The following is a 16,243-nucleotide window of genomic DNA, read 5'->3' as shown; positions in this document are numbered from 1 at the left end:
AGATCATGACGTCCGACCGGGTGTGGGCGCCTCCGGGGCGTCGGGAACCAGCGGAATCACGTGCGTGCTGCCGTCGTCCGAGGGCAGGGAGGTGAGCGTCACGTCGCCGCTGTCGGCCGACATCACCAGCTTGAACTTGGCGTTCTGGTCGTTGACCAGGCCGGGGCCCTCGATCTGCTCCTCGCCGGAGGAGGCGCGGGTGACGATCGAGTAGGTGCCGGCCGGCACCCGGGCCATCACGTTGCCGCTGTCGGCCGTGGCGGTCACCGACATCGCCTGGACGGCCTCGACGTCCACGTCGCCGGAGTCGGCCCGCAGGTTGACCGGCCCGCCGGCGATCTTGATGGCGCGTACGTTGCCGGAGTCGACCGAGGCCGTGACCTTGCCGGTGACGTCGCTGATGGCGACGTCGCCCGAGTCGGCCTTGACCGCCACGTCGCCCTTGACCTCGCTGACCATGAGGTTGCCCGAGTCGAGGGTCAGGTCGACCGCGGCCACCCCGGTCAGGCCGACGTCGCCCGAGCCCAGCGAGCCGCGCACCTTGACGCCCACGGGCGCGGTGATGTCGTACGACACCCGGCAGTTGACCCCGCACTTGGTGTCGATGGTCAGGGTCGAACCCTCCAGGTGGTACGACGCGCCCGGGTCGGAGTTGCGGTGCACGATCCGGTTGATCTGGGTCTCGGTGACCGACGGCTTGGTGCGGATCAGCACGTCGCCGCTGTCGCCGGTGACCACGATGTCGGTGACCTTGGCCTTCTCGACGTCGTTGAAGGTCAGCTGGGCGCCGACCCCGCCGCAACCGGTGAGGGCGGTGGCGGCCACCGCCGCGATCAGAGTGGCGGCCCCGGCGCGGCGAAATCCGGGGTGGCGGGACAGAGTCGACGTCATGTCACAGACGCTATGACGGGCCGGATCGGGGACGCCATCAGTTTCATCACCCACCTGACCCTGATACGGCGTCAGGGTTGTCGTACCGGGCGGGCACAATGTTCACCGTGCCCGCCGGATATCGACGCCATGTCTACCGCGACGACGCGGTGGTCCTGCGTGTGCAGAAACTCGGCGAGAGCGACCGGATCATCACGCTGCTGACCCGCCGTCACGGCCGGTTGCGGGCGGTGGCCCGGGGAGTACGCCGCACGATGTCGCGCTTCGGGGCCCGGCTCGAGCCGTTCGGCCACGTCGACCTGCAACTGGCCGGGTCGCCCGAGGGCGTCGGCACCAGCACGCTCCAATCGGTGAGCCAGGTCGAGGCGGTCGCGCTGTACGGCAAGGAGTTCCTGGTCGACTACCCGCGCTACACCGCGGCCAGTGCCATCGCCGAGACGGCCGAGCGGCTCACCCCGATCGAGCGCGAGCCGTCGCTGCGCCTGTTCCAGCTGACCCTGGGGGCGCTCAAGGCCCTGGCCGCCCGCGAACACGCCGGTCCCCTGGTGCTCGACGCCTACCTCCTGCGGGCGATGGCCACGGCCGGCTGGGCGCCCGCGCTGATCGAGTGCGCGGTGTGCGGCCAGCCCGGGCCGCACGGCGCGTTCTCCGTCCCGGCCGGCGGCTCGGTCTGCCCCGACTGCCGCCCGCCCGGCGCCGCCCATCCGGCGCCCGCCACCATCGGCCTGATGGCCGCCCTGACCGCCGGCGACTGGCCGGTCGCCGACGCCACCGAGCCGCCGGTCCGCCGCGAGTGCAGCGGGCTGGTGGCGGCACATCTCCAATGGCACATGGAGCGCGCGATGCGCTCGTTGCCGCTGGTCGATCGACGGGAGAGTCCGTGAGCCCACGTCCGCCCACCCCGCACATCTCCGGGGTCACACCCCCGGCGATCCCGCGCGAGGCGCTGCCCAAGCACGTCGCCGTCGTGATGGACGGCAACGGTCGCTGGGCCAAGGAGCGTGGGCTGTCCCGCACCAAGGGGCATGAGCAGGGCGAACACTCGCTGTTCGACGCCATCGAGGGCGCCGTCGAGCTGGGCATCCCCTATCTTTCGGCGTACGCGTTCTCCACCGAGAACTGGAAGCGGTCGCCCGACGAGGTCCGGTTCCTGATGGGCTTCAACCGTGACGTCATCCGGCGCCGCCGCGACCAGCTCGTCGACCTGGGCGTGCGGGTGGTCTGGTCGGGCCGGCGTGGCCGGTTGTGGAAGAGCGTGATCAGCGAGCTCGAGACGGCCGAGGAGATGTCGCGCGGCAACTCCACGCTGACCCTGCAGTTCTGCGTCAACTACGGCGGGCAGGCCGAGATCGCCGACGCGACCGCCGCGATCGCCCGCGACGTGGCGGCCGGCAAGCTCAAGGCCGACAAGATCACCGAGAAGACGATCGCCAAGTACCTCTACCACCCCGAGGTGCCCGACGTTGACCTCTTCCTGCGTCCGTCGGGCGAGCAACGCACGTCGAACTTCCTGCTCTGGCAGTCCGCGTACGCCGAGATGGTCTTCCTCGACACCCTCTGGCCCGACTTCGACCGCCGCCACCTCTGGTATGCGTGCGAGCTCTTCGCCAGCCGCGACCGACGCTTCGGCGGGGCCCTGCCCAACCCGGTGGCGCCCGTTTAATTCTTGCGGCGGGTTCGCCATTTGGTTTCGAGGCCGTGCAGGTAGCGGTTCTCGAGGTCGGTGTGGTCCAGGGCCCGCAGCAGGAACCGCATGTGCCCGCTGATCTCCAGGGCCCGCCGCCGCGACGGGCACGTCTCGACCAGCTCGGTGGCGTAGCGGTCGGCCTCGGTCAGCTCGTCCCGCAGAACCAGGTCGCTCCACCGGATCACCGCCGACCAGATGTTGAAGATCCGGGCCCGGCGCTCGACGTCGAGCAGGTTCACCGCCTCTTCCGACCACTGCTGGGCCCGGGCCGGCTGGCCCGCGTGGGCGGCCAGCAGGGCCAGGTAGAACGGCGTGGTGATGGTGTTCGGCTCCAGGTCGTGCGCCTTCTGGTGGGCCTTCCGCGCGCCGTCGAAGTCTTCCTGGTCGCGGCGCAGCAGGCCGACACAGTTCCAGTTCGCGGCGTTGCGCGGCGCCGCTGAAAGGGCCCGCTCGGCGTGCTCGTCGGCCCGCGCCGGGTCGGTGTGCCGGAACAACCAGGCCAGCCCGCGCTCGCTGTGCTCCGGGTCGTGCCCGTCGGCCATGGCGGTGGTCAGCTCGGTCAGGGCCTCGTCGTCCCGGCCCAGGTTGGTCAGCGCGCGGCCCAGGCGGTAGCGGACCCGGGCGTTCTTCGGCTGGATCTGCAACGCCCGGCGGAGGAACTCGACGGCCTTGTCGTACTGGCCCTCGTGGTAGGCCTCCTCGCCCTGGTTGAACAGGTACGACATCTCGACCATGGTGTTCATCCGCTGGTCGAGCTCCTGGATCTGGGCCTGGAGGCGGGCGCTGAGCTGGCGTACCTGCTCGGTCTGCACCTCGGTCATGTCGACCGCGGTCCGGGCCCGTCCCAGCAGCGAGTTCGCCTCCTCGGAGAGGTCCTCGGCCGCCTTGATGGCCCGGTTCGTGTTGGACGTCACGTCCTGGGCGATCGCCTTCTGCTGGTCGAGCTCGCGCCGGGCGTCGGCGCCGGTCCGCCGGATCGACCGCAGCTCCCGGACGCCGAAGAAGCCGGCGCCCACGAACAGCACGGTCAAGATCGCCATCAGCAGCGCGAAGCCGCCCAGGACCACCCCCGACCAGGTGACAACGAGTTCGGCGATCTCCGCCAGATCATCGGTGGAGGGTGCGGCAATCGGCATGGGTCGGATTATGTCGGCTCAACCCGCTATCGTGCGCACTGCGTGGTCCACATCGGATAAATCGGGTAAAACGGCTTCGGCGCCCGCGTGGTGGAGTTCGGCCGCCGTGGTGCTGCCGGTGGCCACGCCGACCACGGCCACGTCGTTGGCCAGCGCGGCGGCGACGTCGTTGACGGTGTCGCCCACGACCACGGCCCGGAACGGTTCGGCGTACTTGTCGTGCGCCCGTTCCAGGCTGCGCCGCACCAGGGTGGCGCGGACGGCGTGATCCCCGCCGTACCCGCCGATCTCCTCGTCGAAGACGTCATGCAACCCGAACGCCTCCACCTTGGCCCGGGCCACCGGCGCCAGGTTGCCGGTGACCAGGGTCTGCACGATCCGCGGGTCGGCGGCCAGCCGGCTCAGCACCTCGCGGACGCCCGGCATGAGCGCGCCCTGCTCGGCGAACAGGTGCCGGTCGTGTTCGATCCGGCGGAGGTAGAGGTCGAAGAAGGACTCCGCGGTGTGGTCGGTCACGCCGTGCACCCGGAAGACCTCGGCGCAGATGTCCAGGTCGGTGCGGCCGCCGAACTGCGGCGTCTCGCGCCACTCCAGGCCGGTGAGCTCGGCGAAGGCCGCCTTCCAGGCCCGGGCCGTGACGCCGCCGCCGTGCAGCAGCGTCCGGTCGATGTCCCACATGACCAGCGTGCGTCTCGCCTTTTCGCTCCGGCTCGCCTTTTCGGCCCGGCTCGGCTCGCTTTCGCTCACTCGGCCAGCCGGCGCTCGATGTGGGCGACCTTGGCGTCCAGGGCGCCGGTCACGCCCGGCCGGATGTCCGCCTTGAGCACGACGCTGACCCGGGGCGCCGCCTCGGCCACCACATCCACGGCCCGCTTGACCACGGCCATCACCTCGTCCCATTCACCCTCGATGGTGGTGAACATGGCATCCGTACGGTTGGGCAGCCCCGACTCCCGGACCACCCGCACCGCCTCGGCCACCGCGTCCCCGACCGATTCCCCCACGCCGAGCGGCGTCACAGAAAACGCAACCAACATGCCTCCACCGTAGGTCGTTCGCGGGCCGGACCAGCAGGATTGCACGCATATAAATATCGGTCCATGCCGCACATGTGCGGCATGGACCGGACCTTCCCCCCGACTCACACTCGTCGATGCGAGCGATCAATAGTCAGGGAGGAACATTGACCAGATCAATCCGAAGTAGGGGGCGGCCGCCACGGCTGGCCGCAGCCCTCGTCGGTCTGCCGGTGGCGTTCGCGTTCATCGCGGGCGGTGGCACGGCGGCTCACGCGCGTACTCTGGCCGCTCCGCAAAAGGCGCCGGCCGCGAGCGACTGCCTTCAGCTCGACGCCGGCAGCGGTTGCAACCTCGTCATGACCCGGCCGGACGGCAAGACCGTGCAGCTGTCGCTGGCGATCGCCGAGGTCCGGCCGGCCGCCGACAAATCACAGCAGGTCGTTCTGGCGGTGTCCGCAGTGGACACGGCCAAGGCCTCCACCACGGACCTGTCCACCACCACAGAGACGTCGGCCACCGCCACCGACCTGGCAATGTCCGAGCTGGCCATGTCCGAGGCGCCCAGCATCAGCCTCAATGCGACACAGGCGACGCCGGCCATGGGGGCTGCGCCGGGTGGGCGTGCTCCAGCCCCCGGCACCAACCCGGCCGGCCGGCCCAACGGCACCGCGCCGACGCCGCCGCTGCCTACCGTCACGGTCACGGTCGCGAGGGGCGTCGGCGCTTCGTACACCTATGACCCGAACACCGGCTCACACACGGTGCTGGGCGTCTGGGGCAACAAGGTCGGGATCTCCACCAACGAGATGCCGCCGTCCACCGCGACCGGTGTGGGCTTCGTGGTGCAGGCGGAGATGGACTGGCTGGGCTTCACGTTCCAGTTCTCCCTCCGGGTGGGCCTGGACGGCAAGGTCAGCGGCCGGGTCCAGGGCACCCGCCCGATCGGCATCAACGCGGCCGGCGGCAAGACGAAGGTCGGCGGTGGCGCGAACTTCTCGATCGACAGCAAGGGGGTGCACGTCACCGGGGTGGCCGGTGCGGGCAGCGCCACGACGAAGACCGAGAAGCCGGCCAAGGGAAGCGCGCTGGAGTGGGTGCAGTCGCTCGTGCCAGGCTTCTTCGCGGGTGCGGGAGTTACCTACACCCCTGAGAAGACGCCGGCTCAGCCGCAGCAATCTGGGCAGAATCCGCTGCCTGATGCGCCGCCGGCGCCTGCGGCGAGTCCGCCGCAAGCGTCGCCTGGCAATCAGCCAGACCCTGGTTCCGGGAGTACGTCCATTCCGGACGCTGGCAACCAAGGTGGCGGTGGCGGTTCTGGTCAGGGCGGCGCGAGTGGCGGCTCCGGTTCTGCGTCCGGTTCGGGCTCCGGCTCTAGTTCGGGTTCCGGTTCCGGCTCTGGTTCCGGCTCTGGTTCGGGTTCCGGCTCTAGCTCCGGCTCTGGGTCCGGTTCCGGTTCTGGCGTCGGCGGTGGTGGCACCGGCCAGAGTGATGGCACTGGTGGTGCTACCGGTCAGAGCGGGACTCCCAGCAACAGTGGGCAGAGCAACGAAGCCCCAGCCGGGCAAGCACCGCAGGGCGAGGTGTCGCCTGCGACGGGAGCTGCTGCGGCAGCTGGACGTGACATAGGCCCGACCCTGCATCAGCCGGATGTTCCGGGCGTGCCGGACGACGCCCTGCCTCCGCAGGACTTGAACATCCCGGTGGCCGAGAACGACATGGTCGACCAGTACACCTCGGACTACACCTCGGCCCAAGCGGACGACGTCGACAGCGAAGACGTCGCCGCGGACACCGTCGCCGAGGACTCCGACGACAGCCAGAGCGAAAGCTCTGATTCGTCGGAGGCTGACGGCTCCGACGCTGCGGAGGGCTCTGCCGACGGTGATGTGTCCGATGCCGGAGACACTTCTGCCGATGGTGACGGGTCCGACGCTGGAGACACCTCGGCTGCCGGCGACAATTCCGCCTCGAGCGGCGAGGGCGCCGACGGCGGGGACGGTTCCGCCACTGGTGGGGAGAGTTCCGCTGGTGGGGAGAGCTCCGCTGGCGGGGACAGCTCCAGTGGTGGGGACAGCTCCGGCGGTGGGGACAGCTCCAGCGGTGGCGACAGCTCGGGGGGTGGCAGCACTGGCTCGAGCAGCCACACCTCCGGCAACAGCGGGTCGTCTGCCGGCGACGGTGGCTCTGACGGCGGTAGTTCTGCCGGTGACGGTGGTAGCTCCGGCGGTGACGGCGGTAGCTCCGGCGGTGACGGGGGCGGATCGGGAGACTGATCCGGGCACCGAATGTCGGTAAGCGAGTAGGGCGCGGGTGGGCCACGTATCTGGCTCACCCGCGCTTCGCGTCTGCCCCCGCTCGACCCGGCCGGCATGAGGCTCGGGTGTCAGGGTCGGTCACGGCCGGTCACCCAGTCCCGTATCGCGGCCGAGGTCTCGTCGACCGTGCGACCGGTGGTGTCGAACACCGGGACCGGCCACTCCGCGGCATGCGACGGCCAGCGATCCCAGGCCATCTCCGCCCACCCGCCGACGGTCAGAATCTCGGGGTGATGGCCCGGGTCGGCCGCGTGGCCGCGGTGCCATTGACCCCACTTGACGAACGCCTCGTGCTGGGCCGGCGACCACTTGCCGGGATCGCGGCGCTCGAGCCGACGAACGCGTTCGTCATCGGCGACGTCGAGCACGCAGGTAGCCAGGCCGTCCAGGAGCGGCGCGGACGGCGCGGCCAGCACCTCGCCCAGCGGCGACTGCCCCAGCAGGACGACGTCGATGTCCCCCGCCTGGTAGGCCAGCACCCGCCGCAGCCACGTCTCCAGGCCACGTTGCCGCCACTTCAGGTCCGCGCCGTCGGGCACGCCGAGCTCGTCGAAGTCGTGCACCACGACGCCGGGGATCGTGCCGCAGGCGCGCGCCGCGGTCGTCTTGCCGGAGCAACTGGAGCCGGCCACTGACCAGAGCATGCCCCGACGCTACGTGAGCAGACCGCGCTGGTAGGCCAACGCGACCGCCGACGCTCGATCGCGTGCGCCCAGCCGGTCGTAGATCTGCTGCAGGTACGCCTTCACGGTGGCCTCGCTGACGAACAGCTCGGCGGCCGCCGCCCGGTTGGTGGCGCCGCCCGCGACCAGCCGGAGCAGCTCGACCTCGCGCGGTTTGAGCAACGGCTCCGCCGGTTCGCGTACGCGGTCCATCAGCCGCCCGGCCACCTCGGCCGCCAGCACATGCTCCCCGCGGGCCGCCGCCCGTACCCCATCCACGATCTCGCTCCGGGAGGAGTCCTTGAGCAGATACCCGGCCGCGCCCGCCTCCACCGCCGGCACCACGTCGGCGGAGGACGCATAGGTGCTCAACACCATCACCCGCACCGCCGGCGACCGCCCCGATCGCCGACCAGGCGAACGCCCAGCGGCTGGAGAACAGCGCGCAGGCGTGCAGGAAGACGATCCAGATCCCGAAGACCACCCACGGATCCGTGACGAGGGCGACCGTCATGAGGGTCAACAGTCCCACGTAGTAGACGAACGCGTTCGTGACGATCCAGTTCGTGGCGAAGCCGGCGGCCACCAGGTAGGCGACCAGAAGCAGGGCGGCGATCGAGGGTGGCCAGGCGGTAGCACTGGCCGTGGCCGTCACGCCCGCGGCAATCCACGCCGTCCGCCGGAACACCCCGGGCTTGTTACCCAATATTCGGATTCCGACTCATGAGCTCCTGACCGCCCGTGATGGGATCATGACGAGATGCTCACTGTTCTCGATGTGCTGCGGGGCGAGGTGGACGCGCTCATCCACGCGCTCGGCGACCTGCCGGCGGCGGCGTGGGAGCGGCCCACCCGCTGCGCGCCGTGGCTGGTCAAGGACGTCGTAGGCCACCTGGTCACGACGATGTCCCGGTTGCCCGGCATGATCGCCGGCCCGGCGCCCACGGTGGCCTCAGTGACCGCGGCGGACTACTACCGCGCCGGCAGCCGCTTCGCCGGCGACACCGACGCCGACCGCATCGAGTCCGCCCGCCGCCGTGCCGCCTCGGCCGACCCCGCGACCCTCGTCGAAGCGTTGTCCATGGCCTGCCACGAGTCGATCTCGCTCGGCGCCAACCAGCTGCCGGCCCGCGTCGTGCAGACCCGCCACGGCGACGCGATGCTGCTCAGTGAGTTCCTGTCTACCCGCGTCGTCGAACTGGGCCTGCACGGCCTCGACATCGCCGACGCCGCCGCCCGTCCACCATGGATCACCGCCGCCGCCACCGACCACCTGCTGCGGTTGCTCTTCCCGGACACCGCACCAAAGATCGCCCTGCTCCGCCTGGCCACCGGCCGTGGCCCCGAGAACCGCCTGACCTTCGGCCCCGACTCCTGACCTCCGCCACGCAGCCGCCAGTCGACGCGTCGCTCGTGGTTGTGCCGCCAAGACGTGGTTGAGCGTCGTTGGTCCGGCCAGGTCTTGCGGCGCGTCCTCCGCGGGTTTGCGGCGCTGTCAAGAGCGCGTTTGAGCGGCGGATAGGCGTCGTTGGGCCGATCGGGTCCTCGCGGTGCGTTGCTCGTGGTCGGCGGTCGGGTCCTGGCGGCGGGTTGCTCGTGGTCGGCGGTCGGGTCCCCGCGGCGGGTCACTCTTGGATGTGACGGCCATCAAAAACGCGGACTCCGTGCGCCGATTCGTCGCGGTCAGGCCGATGTAGCCACTCGGTCAATCCCACGAGTGACATACAAACCTTCGCGTTCGCGATAACGTGCCGGATGTGTCCGATCCATACGCATCTCTGCCCGACGACAACAACGAACCGGACCACTGGGTGCTAGACCTGCCCGACAACAACAACGACGAACCGACCCATTGGGTTCTGGACCTTCCGGACGACTTCTACGGGGACGCCGCGTACGTGCCGCTCCGGGATCAACCTCTGCATCTCCGGCCGTTCGGCGTCTTCGACGAAGTCCCCGGCATGCGCACCCTGAACTGAGCGTCGCCGGAGGTGGTCACCCGGTGTGGATGAAGGTGACTTCCTGACGGGCCAGGTCGACGCCGTCGACTCTCCAGCCGGCGTTCATCCACGCATGCGCCTGCACGTGGTTGCCGCCGATCTCGTTGCTCCACCAGGCTTGATAGCGAAAGGCGCTGCGCGGCAGCTGCGCGTCGATGATTCCCTCGAATCGCAGGAATGACATCCGCACGACGCTTCGGAAGCGGGCCACGCGCGGCCCGAAAGAAGAAGGCGGAGCCGCCTGAGGGATGGCAGAAGGAGTAGGGGCCGCCCGAGGACGAAAGTAGAAGTAGCGGTCAGCCCGCGGGATGGCAGAAGAAGTGGCTGACCGTCTGCCGGGACGACAGAAGAGGTGGCGGGGTCGCTTTGGGGCGACCCCGCCAAACTCAGTGGGCGGCGCAGCAGGGGGTGGGGTTGCGGGTCTCGAACGGGACCACGTGACCGTCGGCCGCCGGCATCACCGTCAGCACCAGCTCGCCGTTCCGCCAGATGGGGCGGACGAAGTCGCAGGTGTCGAGGATCAGGGACGGGTCGGCGGGGCCGCTGCCCAGGATCTCGACGTGGTCGATCGCTGACGTGGCCACCACCTGGGCGAGCGGCATCGAGCCGGTCAGCTCGTCGACGCCTGGGTAGCGCACCGCCCTCGCCCCCTCGCGGGGAACCGTCACGACCTCCACGTGCGGCTGCGGGAGGTAGACCAGCAGCGTGCACGCCGTCGCCGGCACCGGGTCGCTGGTCGCGATCCAATGCTCGGCGGCGGCCACGTCAGCGAAGGACGCCGGCGCGGTAGGTGAGGACGCCGGCGCGTGAGAGGAGGCCGCCGGCGTGGAAGGTGAGGACGCCGGCGCGTGGGAAGAGGCCGCCGGCGTGGAAGGTGAGGACGCCGGCGCGTGGGAAGAGGCCGCCGGCGTGGAAGGCGGGGGTGGCGCGGGAGGCAAGGAGGGCGGGGAAGCGGGGGATGACGTCACTTGGGCAGGACCCAGATCGGGTTGGAGTAGAACCAGAGGTCGCCCCACGGGTCGGCGTTGCCGATGGCGTCGAGGGCGGGCCCGAACGGGTCGGTGGCGGCGCCCATCAGGCCGGGCTGGGTGCGGTTGCCGTCGGTTCCGCGTACCCGGAGGTAGAAGGGCTTGTCGAGGCGGCCGAGCTGGTAGCGGACCGTCAGTCTGCCGGTGCGGGCCGAGACGTCGAAGGACTTGACGACCTTGGTGTCGGGCGCGGTGAACTGGTCCTTGCCGGCGGCGGGACCGGTGACCGTGCCGACGATGACGTCGACGCGCTCGAGGACCGGAACGAACTGGCGCCAGTTCGGGATGTCCTGCAGGTCGATGTCGAGGGCCAGCTCGGTGGCCACGCCCTTCTTGACGCGGAGGACGCCGCCGAGCGGGGTGCCCGCGCCGGACGAACCGGCGATCCGGACCCGCGCGTCCAGGTTCTTGATCAGGCGACCGTGGTCGACCCAGACGCGGCCGTCGCGGAGCCCGTCCATGACCGCGCGGTAGCTGCGGTTGCGGGCGCCCACGTTGGTGCGGCCGTAGAAGCCGGGCCAGAAGTCGCCGGCCGACGTGTTGACGACACCGGTGTAGACCGGGTCGTTGTGCCGGCCGTTGGCCTCGAAGTCGCCGCCGGGGCCGCGGTCGGACTGGTCCAGGTAGTTGACGTGGCTGTCCGAGTTGACCGTCACCCACCAGGCCCGGCCCTCGGCGAGCAGGCTGTCCCACAGGCCGCCGACCGTGGCGGTCATCCAGTCGAAGCCGCCCCACGTGCGGTAGCTCTCCGGCGGGTAGCCGGGGAACGACGCGGCCGACGGGTTGTTGTCGTAGTAGCCGCGGGCGCCGCCTCGACCGTTCGGGGCGGGGATGCCGGCGGCCTGGTGGCCGGGTGCGCCCTCCATGCCGATCGCGACCGTGGGGTCGGCGTCGCGCCAGTTGCGGATCTCGTGCGGCGAGTCGATGCCGCGGCGGGCCGGGTGGTTGGCCAGGAACAGCGCGCCCTCGACCTTGCGGGCCCGGACCTGCTCGCCGAGGAACTGGATGCCGGCGATGGCGGCGGCCTCGTTCTGCTCGTTGGTGTTGGTGGCGGGCAGCTGCGATCCGTCGTACGCCTGCTCGAATCGTTTGAGCACGTCGACCTCGTTGCGGCCGGGGTGCACGAAGACGGTCGCATGCTCGGCGCCGGGGATGTTCCACTCCAGACCCTGGAAGGTGAGGAGCTCCGGCAGCGCGGACCGGGTGTTCAGGATGTCCGGGTTGACCTTCTCCACACCGATCTTGGCGTGCGCGTTGCTGCCGTGGTCGGTGATGACCAGCCAGTCCAGCCCGTACGCATGACCGTGTTTGGCCTGGTCGATGACCCGGTACTGTGCGTCCGAGCTGTACTGGGTGTGAATGTGGTGGTCACCGGCGAGCCAGGTGAGACCGCCGGTGGAGGGCTTGTCCGGCGACGACGAGGCGGCGACGGCGGGGGACGAGGGCGAGGCGAGCACGGACGCGGCCGCGCCGGCGCCGAGAAGACCGGCGCCACGCAGGAAACCACGCCGGGAGACGTCCGCGGGTGACAGCTCCGCGTCGGGGATGGTCAGATCCAGAGCCGGGGGTACGTCCGAAGTGCCGCCGACGTGGTCGTGATGGTGGTGGTGGCCGTGACCCATGGGTTGAGCTCCCAAATGATCAAGAGGGTTGACTGCACGAGCGTCCCGGCAGCATCCCAACGCCACATGTCGTGCGTCTGACCTGCGGGCGAACAAGCAAGGCAGGCCTCAGCCGATGATCGGCCGGAACAGTCCGGTCACGACACTCGCGGCGACCGCGGCAGCCGAGAGCAGGGCCGCCGCGACGATCAGCGTTCCGTCGGCCGGGCCGAAGATCTGCCTGCGGGCGTACGTCCGGGGGGTGCCCGAATCGAACCCGCGCGCGTCCATCGCGGTGGCCAGCCGCCCGCCCCGCCGCAACGCCCCGACCAGCAGCGCGAACGCCGTCGAGGCGAAGAGCCGCAGCCGGGCGACCGGGTTGCGCCCGGCGTCCAGTCCGCGGGCCCGCCGGGCCAGGGTGAGCGCCTGCCACTCCTGCCCGAGCAGCGGCAGCAGCCGGAACGCGGCGAGCGCCCCGATCGCGAACCGGGCCGGCGCCTTGGCATTCTGCACCAGCGCGTCGGCCAGGTCGGTGGGGTCGGTGGTGAGGAACACGACGACACCGGGCAGCGCCACCGCGAACACCCGCAGCACCAGCCCGAGCGCCCCGAGCAGCACCCCGGTGGTGACGTCGACCGGCCCGACCGCGAACAGCAGAGCGCCACTGCGGTCGGCGGCGAACAGCACCATCGTGACCAGGATCCCGCCGGCCGCGAGCAGCAGCGGCCACACGCGCCGGGCCAGCTCACGCGCCGAGACGCCGAACAGCGGCAGGACGGCCAGCTCGATCGCCAGCCCGAGCGCGGGCGTGAGCGGGTCCAGTGTGGACACCAGGGGCAGCGCGAAGATCAGGGCGGCGGCCAGCTTGGCGACCGGGTTGCGGCGCGCCAGGGGTGCGGTGGCCGAGGTTGTCGCCGGAGCGGTCATGTGTCGTCCCGGGAGAGAACGTGCGTCCGGTCGGACAGTGACGAGACGAAGTCGGCGTCGTGGGTGACCGCCACGATGCCGTGCCCGTCGTCCCGCAGCGACGCGAACAGCGTGGCCAGCTCGATCCAGGTGCGGCGGTCCTGGCCGAAGGTGGGCTCGTCCAGGACCAGCAGCCGCGGCGCGCGGACCAGGGCGGTCGCCACGCTGAGCCGCCGCGCCTCGCCGCCGGAGAGCGTGTGCGGGTTGGCGTCGGCCAGATGCGAGAGCCGCAGACGCGACAGCAGATCGTCGACCCGCGAAGCGACGGTGGGGGAGACGCCGGAAAGGGAGAGTTCGTCGCGGACCCGGGACGTGACGAACTGGTGCTCCGGGTTCTGGAACACCGACCCGATGCGCCCGGCCAGGTCGCGCGCCCGCCACTGCCAGGGCGAGCCGCCCGGCGCGGCCCACACACGACCCGAGGTGGGCCGGAGCAGTCCGCCCAGGAGCAGCGCCAGCGTCGACTTGCCCGCGCCGTTCGGTCCGGTCACCGCGAGGATCGACGCCTCGTCGGCGGACAGCGTGACCTGACGAACGCGTTCGTCGAAAGAGGCGTGCTCCGCGCGTACCAAAGGGGAACCGGGCGGAAGAACGGCCGGGAACCGGGGCAGCGGCCGGCCTGGCACCCAGACCCCGTCCGCCGCGAGTTGGTCGCCGTGCGCGTCGAAGACCGCCGCCGGCGGCCCGTCGGCCCGCACCCCGCCGCCCGGCGACAGCACGATCACCCGGTCGACCAGCGGCAACGCCTCGGCGACCCGGTGTTCGACCAGGATCATCGTGGTGTCGCGGCCGACCGCCCGGGTCAGCGCCGCGCGGATCAGCGCCGCGCCGTCCGGGTCGAGGTTGGCGGTGGGCTCGTCCAGCAGCAGCAGCCCGGGCCGCAGCGCGATGACCCCGGCCAGGGCGAGCCGTTGCGCTTCGCCGCCGGAGAGCGCGGCGGTGGGCCGGTTCAGGGGGTACGGGAACCCGACGCGATCGAGCGCGTCACTGACCCGCGCCCAGATGTCCTTGCCGGGCACCCCGCGGTTCTCCAGCCCGAACGCCACGTCGTCGCCGCTGCGCGCCATCACCAGCTGGGTCTGCGGGTCCTGGAACAGCAGCCCGACCCGCTCGCGGGCCTTGCGTGGTTCGAGCCCGTCGATCTCGACGCTGCCGGCCGCCTCACCCGAGTCGTCCGGCAGCAGCCCGGCCAGCGCGGACAGCAGCGTGCTCTTGCCCGCTCCGGACGGGCCGAGCAGCAGCACCCGCTCGCCGTGGGCGATCCGCAGATCGACCTCGCGAGCCGCCCAGGCGCGCCGACCGGCGTGTCGCCAGCCGAACCCGCGGAGGACGACCTCAGACAAGCGCGCGTTCTCGCCCGGCGCCGAAGCGGTCGAGCACGCCGGTCGGGGCGAGCGCCTTGACCAGCGCCCAGCTGCCGGCGCCCGCGACCACGGTGCTGCTGACCATGGTGAGCAGCGCGTACGGGACGCGGTAGTCCCACAGGTCGTACGCCGCGTTCCAGGCGAAGAAGTCGAACAGCGCCGCGCTGACGCCGGTGAGCAGGCCGGCCAGCAGCGCGGCGGGCAGCCGCCAGGAGCGGTAGAGCAGGATCGCGAAGGCCAGCTCGGCGCCCAGCCCCTGCACCAGGCCCTGGGGGATGACCAGCGCGCCCCATTGCGCGCCGAGCAGGGCCGAGATGGTCGCCGCCACGGCCTCGGTGAACAGGGCCGCGCCGGGTTTGCGGATGATCAGGCCGCCGAGCACGGCCGGGATGAGCCAGACGCCGTAGAGCAGCGTCTGCGCGGGCGGGAAGAACGCGAAGGCGCCGCCGGTGGCGCCCCAGAGGATGTTCCACGCCCAGAAGATCACGCCGAACGCGACGGCGATGACCGCCGCGATGACGATGTCGATGGTCCGCCAACGATTGTCACGTGCCATTGGATTCCTCCAACTCCCTGCGCCGGCATTACCCGGATCAGGTTCGAGGGTCTGCGGTTGCCCGCACTCTCAGCGCTTGTGCGCTCCCCTGTCGGAACTATGTTGGGATGAAGCTAACACCGTACGGCCGTACCAGGAAGGAGCCCCGTCACATGCAGGTCGAGGCACGTGGATTCAAGTTCGACGTGGTCGTGGAGGGCCCTTCCGACGGCCCGGCCGTGCTGCTCCTGCACGGCTTCCCCCAGGACCACCGGGAATTCGAGCCGATGCTGCCGCGGCTGCACGCCGCCGGCCTCCGGACGTACCGCTATGACCAGCGCGGATACGCTCCCGGAGCACGCCCGGCCGAGGTGTCGGCGTACCGGCTGAACGAGCCGGTGGCCGACGCGGTGGCGATCCTGGACGCCCTGAACATCGAGCGGGCGCACGTGATCGGCCACGACTGGGGCGCCCAGGTCGGCTGGCTGCTCGCCGACGGTCATGCGGATCGGGTGCACACGCTGACCGCGGTGTCCGTGCCTCATCCGCGGGCGCTCGGGCTGGCCCTCCGGGTCCGGGCGTCGCAGCGCGCGCGGTTCGCGTACATGGGCGTGTTCCGGTCGCCGGTCGCCGAGCGGCTGCTGCTCGCCCGCGACGGCCTGGTGCTGCGGCAGATGATGAAACAGATCGGAAGCCGGGCCACGCTGTACGCCGACGCGATGCGCGAACCGGGCCGGCTGACCGGCGGGCTGAACTGGTACCGGGCGCTCGACCGCGAGGGGCTGACCGGGGTGGGCACGACCCAGGTGCCCACCACGTACGTATGGAGCGACAAGGACCCGGTGGTCGGCCTGACCGCCGCGCTGCGTACCGCCGACTGGGTGGACGCCGACTATCAACTGGTCGCGCTGAAGGGGATCAGCCACTGGGTGCCCGAGGAGGCGCCGGACGCGCTGGCCGACGCCGCGCTGGCCCGCATCGGCGGCGTTTGATGGCGCCCTGAGCGGGGAAAACTCCCGGCCATGCCGCCGGAGAAGAA

The 16,243-nt window shown here is 71.0% G+C and carries 18 protein-coding genes and 1 riboswitch; of the genes, 6 read left to right on the top strand and 12 right to left on the bottom strand.

The annotated features are described in order from the left end of the window. Positions 1 to 3: 3 nt before the first annotated feature. Positions 4 to 891, bottom strand: coding sequence for a DUF4097 family beta strand repeat-containing protein (locus AB0M54_RS40745; RefSeq protein ID WP_364320617.1), 888 nt, complete (start codon positions 889 to 891; stop codon positions 4 to 6). A gap of 98 nt (positions 892 to 989) precedes the next feature. Between AB0M54_RS40745 and recO the strand changes: the two genes are divergently transcribed. Continuing rightward, positions 990 to 1,775: a DNA repair protein RecO gene (recO, locus tag AB0M54_RS40740; protein WP_364477482.1), complete on the top strand. Its 786-nt coding sequence runs from the start codon at positions 990 to 992 to the stop codon at positions 1,773 to 1,775. Continuing rightward, entirely contained in the window at positions 1,715 to 2,554 is an 840-nt protein-coding gene (locus tag AB0M54_RS40735) for an isoprenyl transferase (RefSeq protein WP_364477479.1), read from the top strand. Before recO ends, AB0M54_RS40735 begins: the two co-directional genes overlap by 61 nt. Here the strand turns inward: AB0M54_RS40735 and AB0M54_RS40730 are convergent. Genes AB0M54_RS40730 through AB0M54_RS40720 form a run of 3 tightly spaced genes read right to left on the bottom strand, consistent with a single transcriptional unit; the run spans position 2,551 to position 4,751 of the window. Further along, on the bottom strand, positions 2,551 to 3,714 hold the full coding sequence (locus tag AB0M54_RS40730) for a tetratricopeptide repeat protein (RefSeq protein WP_364320623.1): 1,164 nt from the start codon (positions 3,712 to 3,714) through the stop codon (positions 2,551 to 2,553). The genes AB0M54_RS40735 and AB0M54_RS40730 overlap by 4 nt on opposite strands. A gap of 18 nt (positions 3,715 to 3,732) precedes the next feature. Continuing rightward, complete coding sequence (locus AB0M54_RS40725; RefSeq protein WP_364477476.1) at positions 3,733 to 4,461, bottom strand: HAD family hydrolase; 729 nt, start codon at positions 4,459 to 4,461, stop codon at positions 3,733 to 3,735. Then, entirely contained in the window at positions 4,458 to 4,751 is a 294-nt protein-coding gene (locus tag AB0M54_RS40720) for an MTH1187 family thiamine-binding protein (protein WP_364320627.1), read from the bottom strand. The genes AB0M54_RS40725 and AB0M54_RS40720 overlap by 4 nt, the downstream gene beginning before the upstream one ends. A gap of 212 nt (positions 4,752 to 4,963) precedes the next feature. Here AB0M54_RS40720 and AB0M54_RS40715 point away from each other — a divergent pair, with 212 nt between their 5' ends. After that, complete coding sequence (locus AB0M54_RS40715; protein WP_364477473.1) at positions 4,964 to 7,006, top strand: hypothetical protein; 2,043 nt, start codon at positions 4,964 to 4,966, stop codon at positions 7,004 to 7,006. Between the two features lie 110 nt (positions 7,007 to 7,116). Here the strand turns inward: AB0M54_RS40715 and AB0M54_RS40710 are convergent, their stop codons facing one another. Beyond that, positions 7,117 to 7,692, bottom strand: a complete 576-nt coding sequence (locus AB0M54_RS40710; RefSeq protein WP_364320631.1) for a hypothetical protein — start codon at positions 7,690 to 7,692, stop codon at positions 7,117 to 7,119. Between the two features lie 9 nt (positions 7,693 to 7,701). Next, on the bottom strand, positions 7,702 to 8,082 hold the full coding sequence (locus AB0M54_RS40705) for a response regulator transcription factor (protein ID WP_364477470.1): 381 nt from the start codon (positions 8,080 to 8,082) through the stop codon (positions 7,702 to 7,704). 388 nt (positions 8,083 to 8,470) lie between these two features. On the opposite strand from AB0M54_RS40705, the gene AB0M54_RS40700 reads away from it, so the two are divergent. Next, entirely contained in the window at positions 8,471 to 9,088 is a 618-nt protein-coding gene (locus tag AB0M54_RS40700) for a maleylpyruvate isomerase N-terminal domain-containing protein (protein WP_364477467.1), read from the top strand. 379 nt (positions 9,089 to 9,467) lie between these two features. Continuing rightward, positions 9,468 to 9,689, top strand: coding sequence for a hypothetical protein (locus AB0M54_RS40695; protein WP_364320639.1), 222 nt, complete (start codon positions 9,468 to 9,470; stop codon positions 9,687 to 9,689). Positions 9,690 to 9,705: 16 nt separating this feature from the next. On the opposite strand, the gene AB0M54_RS40690 is transcribed toward AB0M54_RS40695, so the two are convergent. From AB0M54_RS40690 to AB0M54_RS40665, 6 genes are all read right to left on the bottom strand, one after another. Beyond that, positions 9,706 to 9,894: a hypothetical protein gene (locus AB0M54_RS40690; RefSeq protein WP_364477464.1), complete on the bottom strand. Its 189-nt coding sequence runs from the start codon at positions 9,892 to 9,894 to the stop codon at positions 9,706 to 9,708. Positions 9,895 to 10,096: 202 nt separating this feature from the next. Continuing rightward, the gene (locus tag AB0M54_RS40685; RefSeq protein WP_364477462.1) at positions 10,097 to 10,474 is read right to left on the bottom strand and encodes a hypothetical protein; all 378 of its coding nucleotides are present in this window, start codon (positions 10,472 to 10,474) and stop codon (positions 10,097 to 10,099) included. A 200-nt stretch (positions 10,475 to 10,674) separates the two neighbouring features. After that, a complete protein-coding gene (locus tag AB0M54_RS40680; RefSeq protein ID WP_364320645.1) occupies positions 10,675 to 12,360 on the bottom strand; it encodes a histidinol-phosphatase in 1,686 nt (561 codons plus the stop codon). Between the two features lie 108 nt (positions 12,361 to 12,468). Then, positions 12,469 to 13,266: an energy-coupling factor transporter transmembrane component T gene (locus AB0M54_RS40675; RefSeq protein ID WP_364320647.1), complete on the bottom strand. Its 798-nt coding sequence runs from the start codon at positions 13,264 to 13,266 to the stop codon at positions 12,469 to 12,471. Continuing rightward, entirely contained in the window at positions 13,263 to 14,648 is a 1,386-nt protein-coding gene (locus tag AB0M54_RS40670) for an ATP-binding cassette domain-containing protein (RefSeq protein ID WP_364477459.1), read from the bottom strand. Before AB0M54_RS40670 ends, AB0M54_RS40675 begins: the two co-directional genes overlap by 4 nt. Beyond that, entirely contained in the window at positions 14,641 to 15,225 is a 585-nt protein-coding gene (locus AB0M54_RS40665; RefSeq protein ID WP_364320651.1) for an ECF transporter S component, read from the bottom strand. Before AB0M54_RS40665 ends, AB0M54_RS40670 begins: the two co-directional genes overlap by 8 nt. After that, positions 15,223 to 15,325: riboswitch (TPP riboswitch) on the bottom strand. Its footprint overlaps the gene before it by 3 nt. 52 nt (positions 15,326 to 15,377) lie before the next feature. On the opposite strand from AB0M54_RS40665, the gene AB0M54_RS40660 reads away from it, so the two are divergent. Beyond that, on the top strand, positions 15,378 to 16,196 hold the full coding sequence (locus AB0M54_RS40660; RefSeq protein ID WP_364320653.1) for an alpha/beta fold hydrolase: 819 nt from the start codon (positions 15,378 to 15,380) through the stop codon (positions 16,194 to 16,196). Positions 16,197 to 16,243 lie beyond the last annotated feature (47 nt).

This window comes from Actinoplanes sp. NPDC051470 (assembly GCF_040682035.1).
GTDB lineage: Bacteria > Actinomycetota > Actinomycetes > Mycobacteriales > Micromonosporaceae > Actinoplanes.
This window is presented reverse-complemented; position numbering and strand designations above follow the sequence as displayed.

Coding starts and splice junctions, on each gene's coding strand:
- recO (WP_364477482.1), top strand. CDS start 990: ATGTTCACCGTGCCCGCCGGATATCGACGCCATGTCTACCGCGACGAC.
- AB0M54_RS40690 (WP_364477464.1), bottom strand. CDS start 9,894: ATGTCATTCCTGCGATTCGAGGGAATCATCGACGCGCAGCTGCCGCGC.
- AB0M54_RS40700 (WP_364477467.1), top strand. CDS start 8,471: ATGCTCACTGTTCTCGATGTGCTGCGGGGCGAGGTGGACGCGCTCATC.
- AB0M54_RS40675 (WP_364320647.1), bottom strand. CDS start 13,266: ATGACCGCTCCGGCGACAACCTCGGCCACCGCACCCCTGGCGCGCCGC.
- AB0M54_RS40660 (WP_364320653.1), top strand. CDS start 15,378: ATGCAGGTCGAGGCACGTGGATTCAAGTTCGACGTGGTCGTGGAGGGC.
- AB0M54_RS40720 (WP_364320627.1), bottom strand. CDS start 4,751: ATGTTGGTTGCGTTTTCTGTGACGCCGCTCGGCGTGGGGGAATCGGTC.
- AB0M54_RS40665 (WP_364320651.1), bottom strand. CDS start 15,225: ATGGCACGTGACAATCGTTGGCGGACCATCGACATCGTCATCGCGGCG.
- AB0M54_RS40735 (WP_364477479.1), top strand. CDS start 1,715: ATGGCACATGGAGCGCGCGATGCGCTCGTTGCCGCTGGTCGATCGACG.
- AB0M54_RS40730 (WP_364320623.1), bottom strand. CDS start 3,714: ATGCCGATTGCCGCACCCTCCACCGATGATCTGGCGGAGATCGCCGAA.
- AB0M54_RS40710 (WP_364320631.1), bottom strand. CDS start 7,692: ATGCTCTGGTCAGTGGCCGGCTCCAGTTGCTCCGGCAAGACGACCGCG.
- AB0M54_RS40680 (WP_364320645.1), bottom strand. CDS start 12,360: ATGGGTCACGGCCACCACCACCATCACGACCACGTCGGCGGCACTTCG.
- AB0M54_RS40745 (WP_364320617.1), bottom strand. CDS start 891: ATGACGTCGACTCTGTCCCGCCACCCCGGATTTCGCCGCGCCGGGGCC.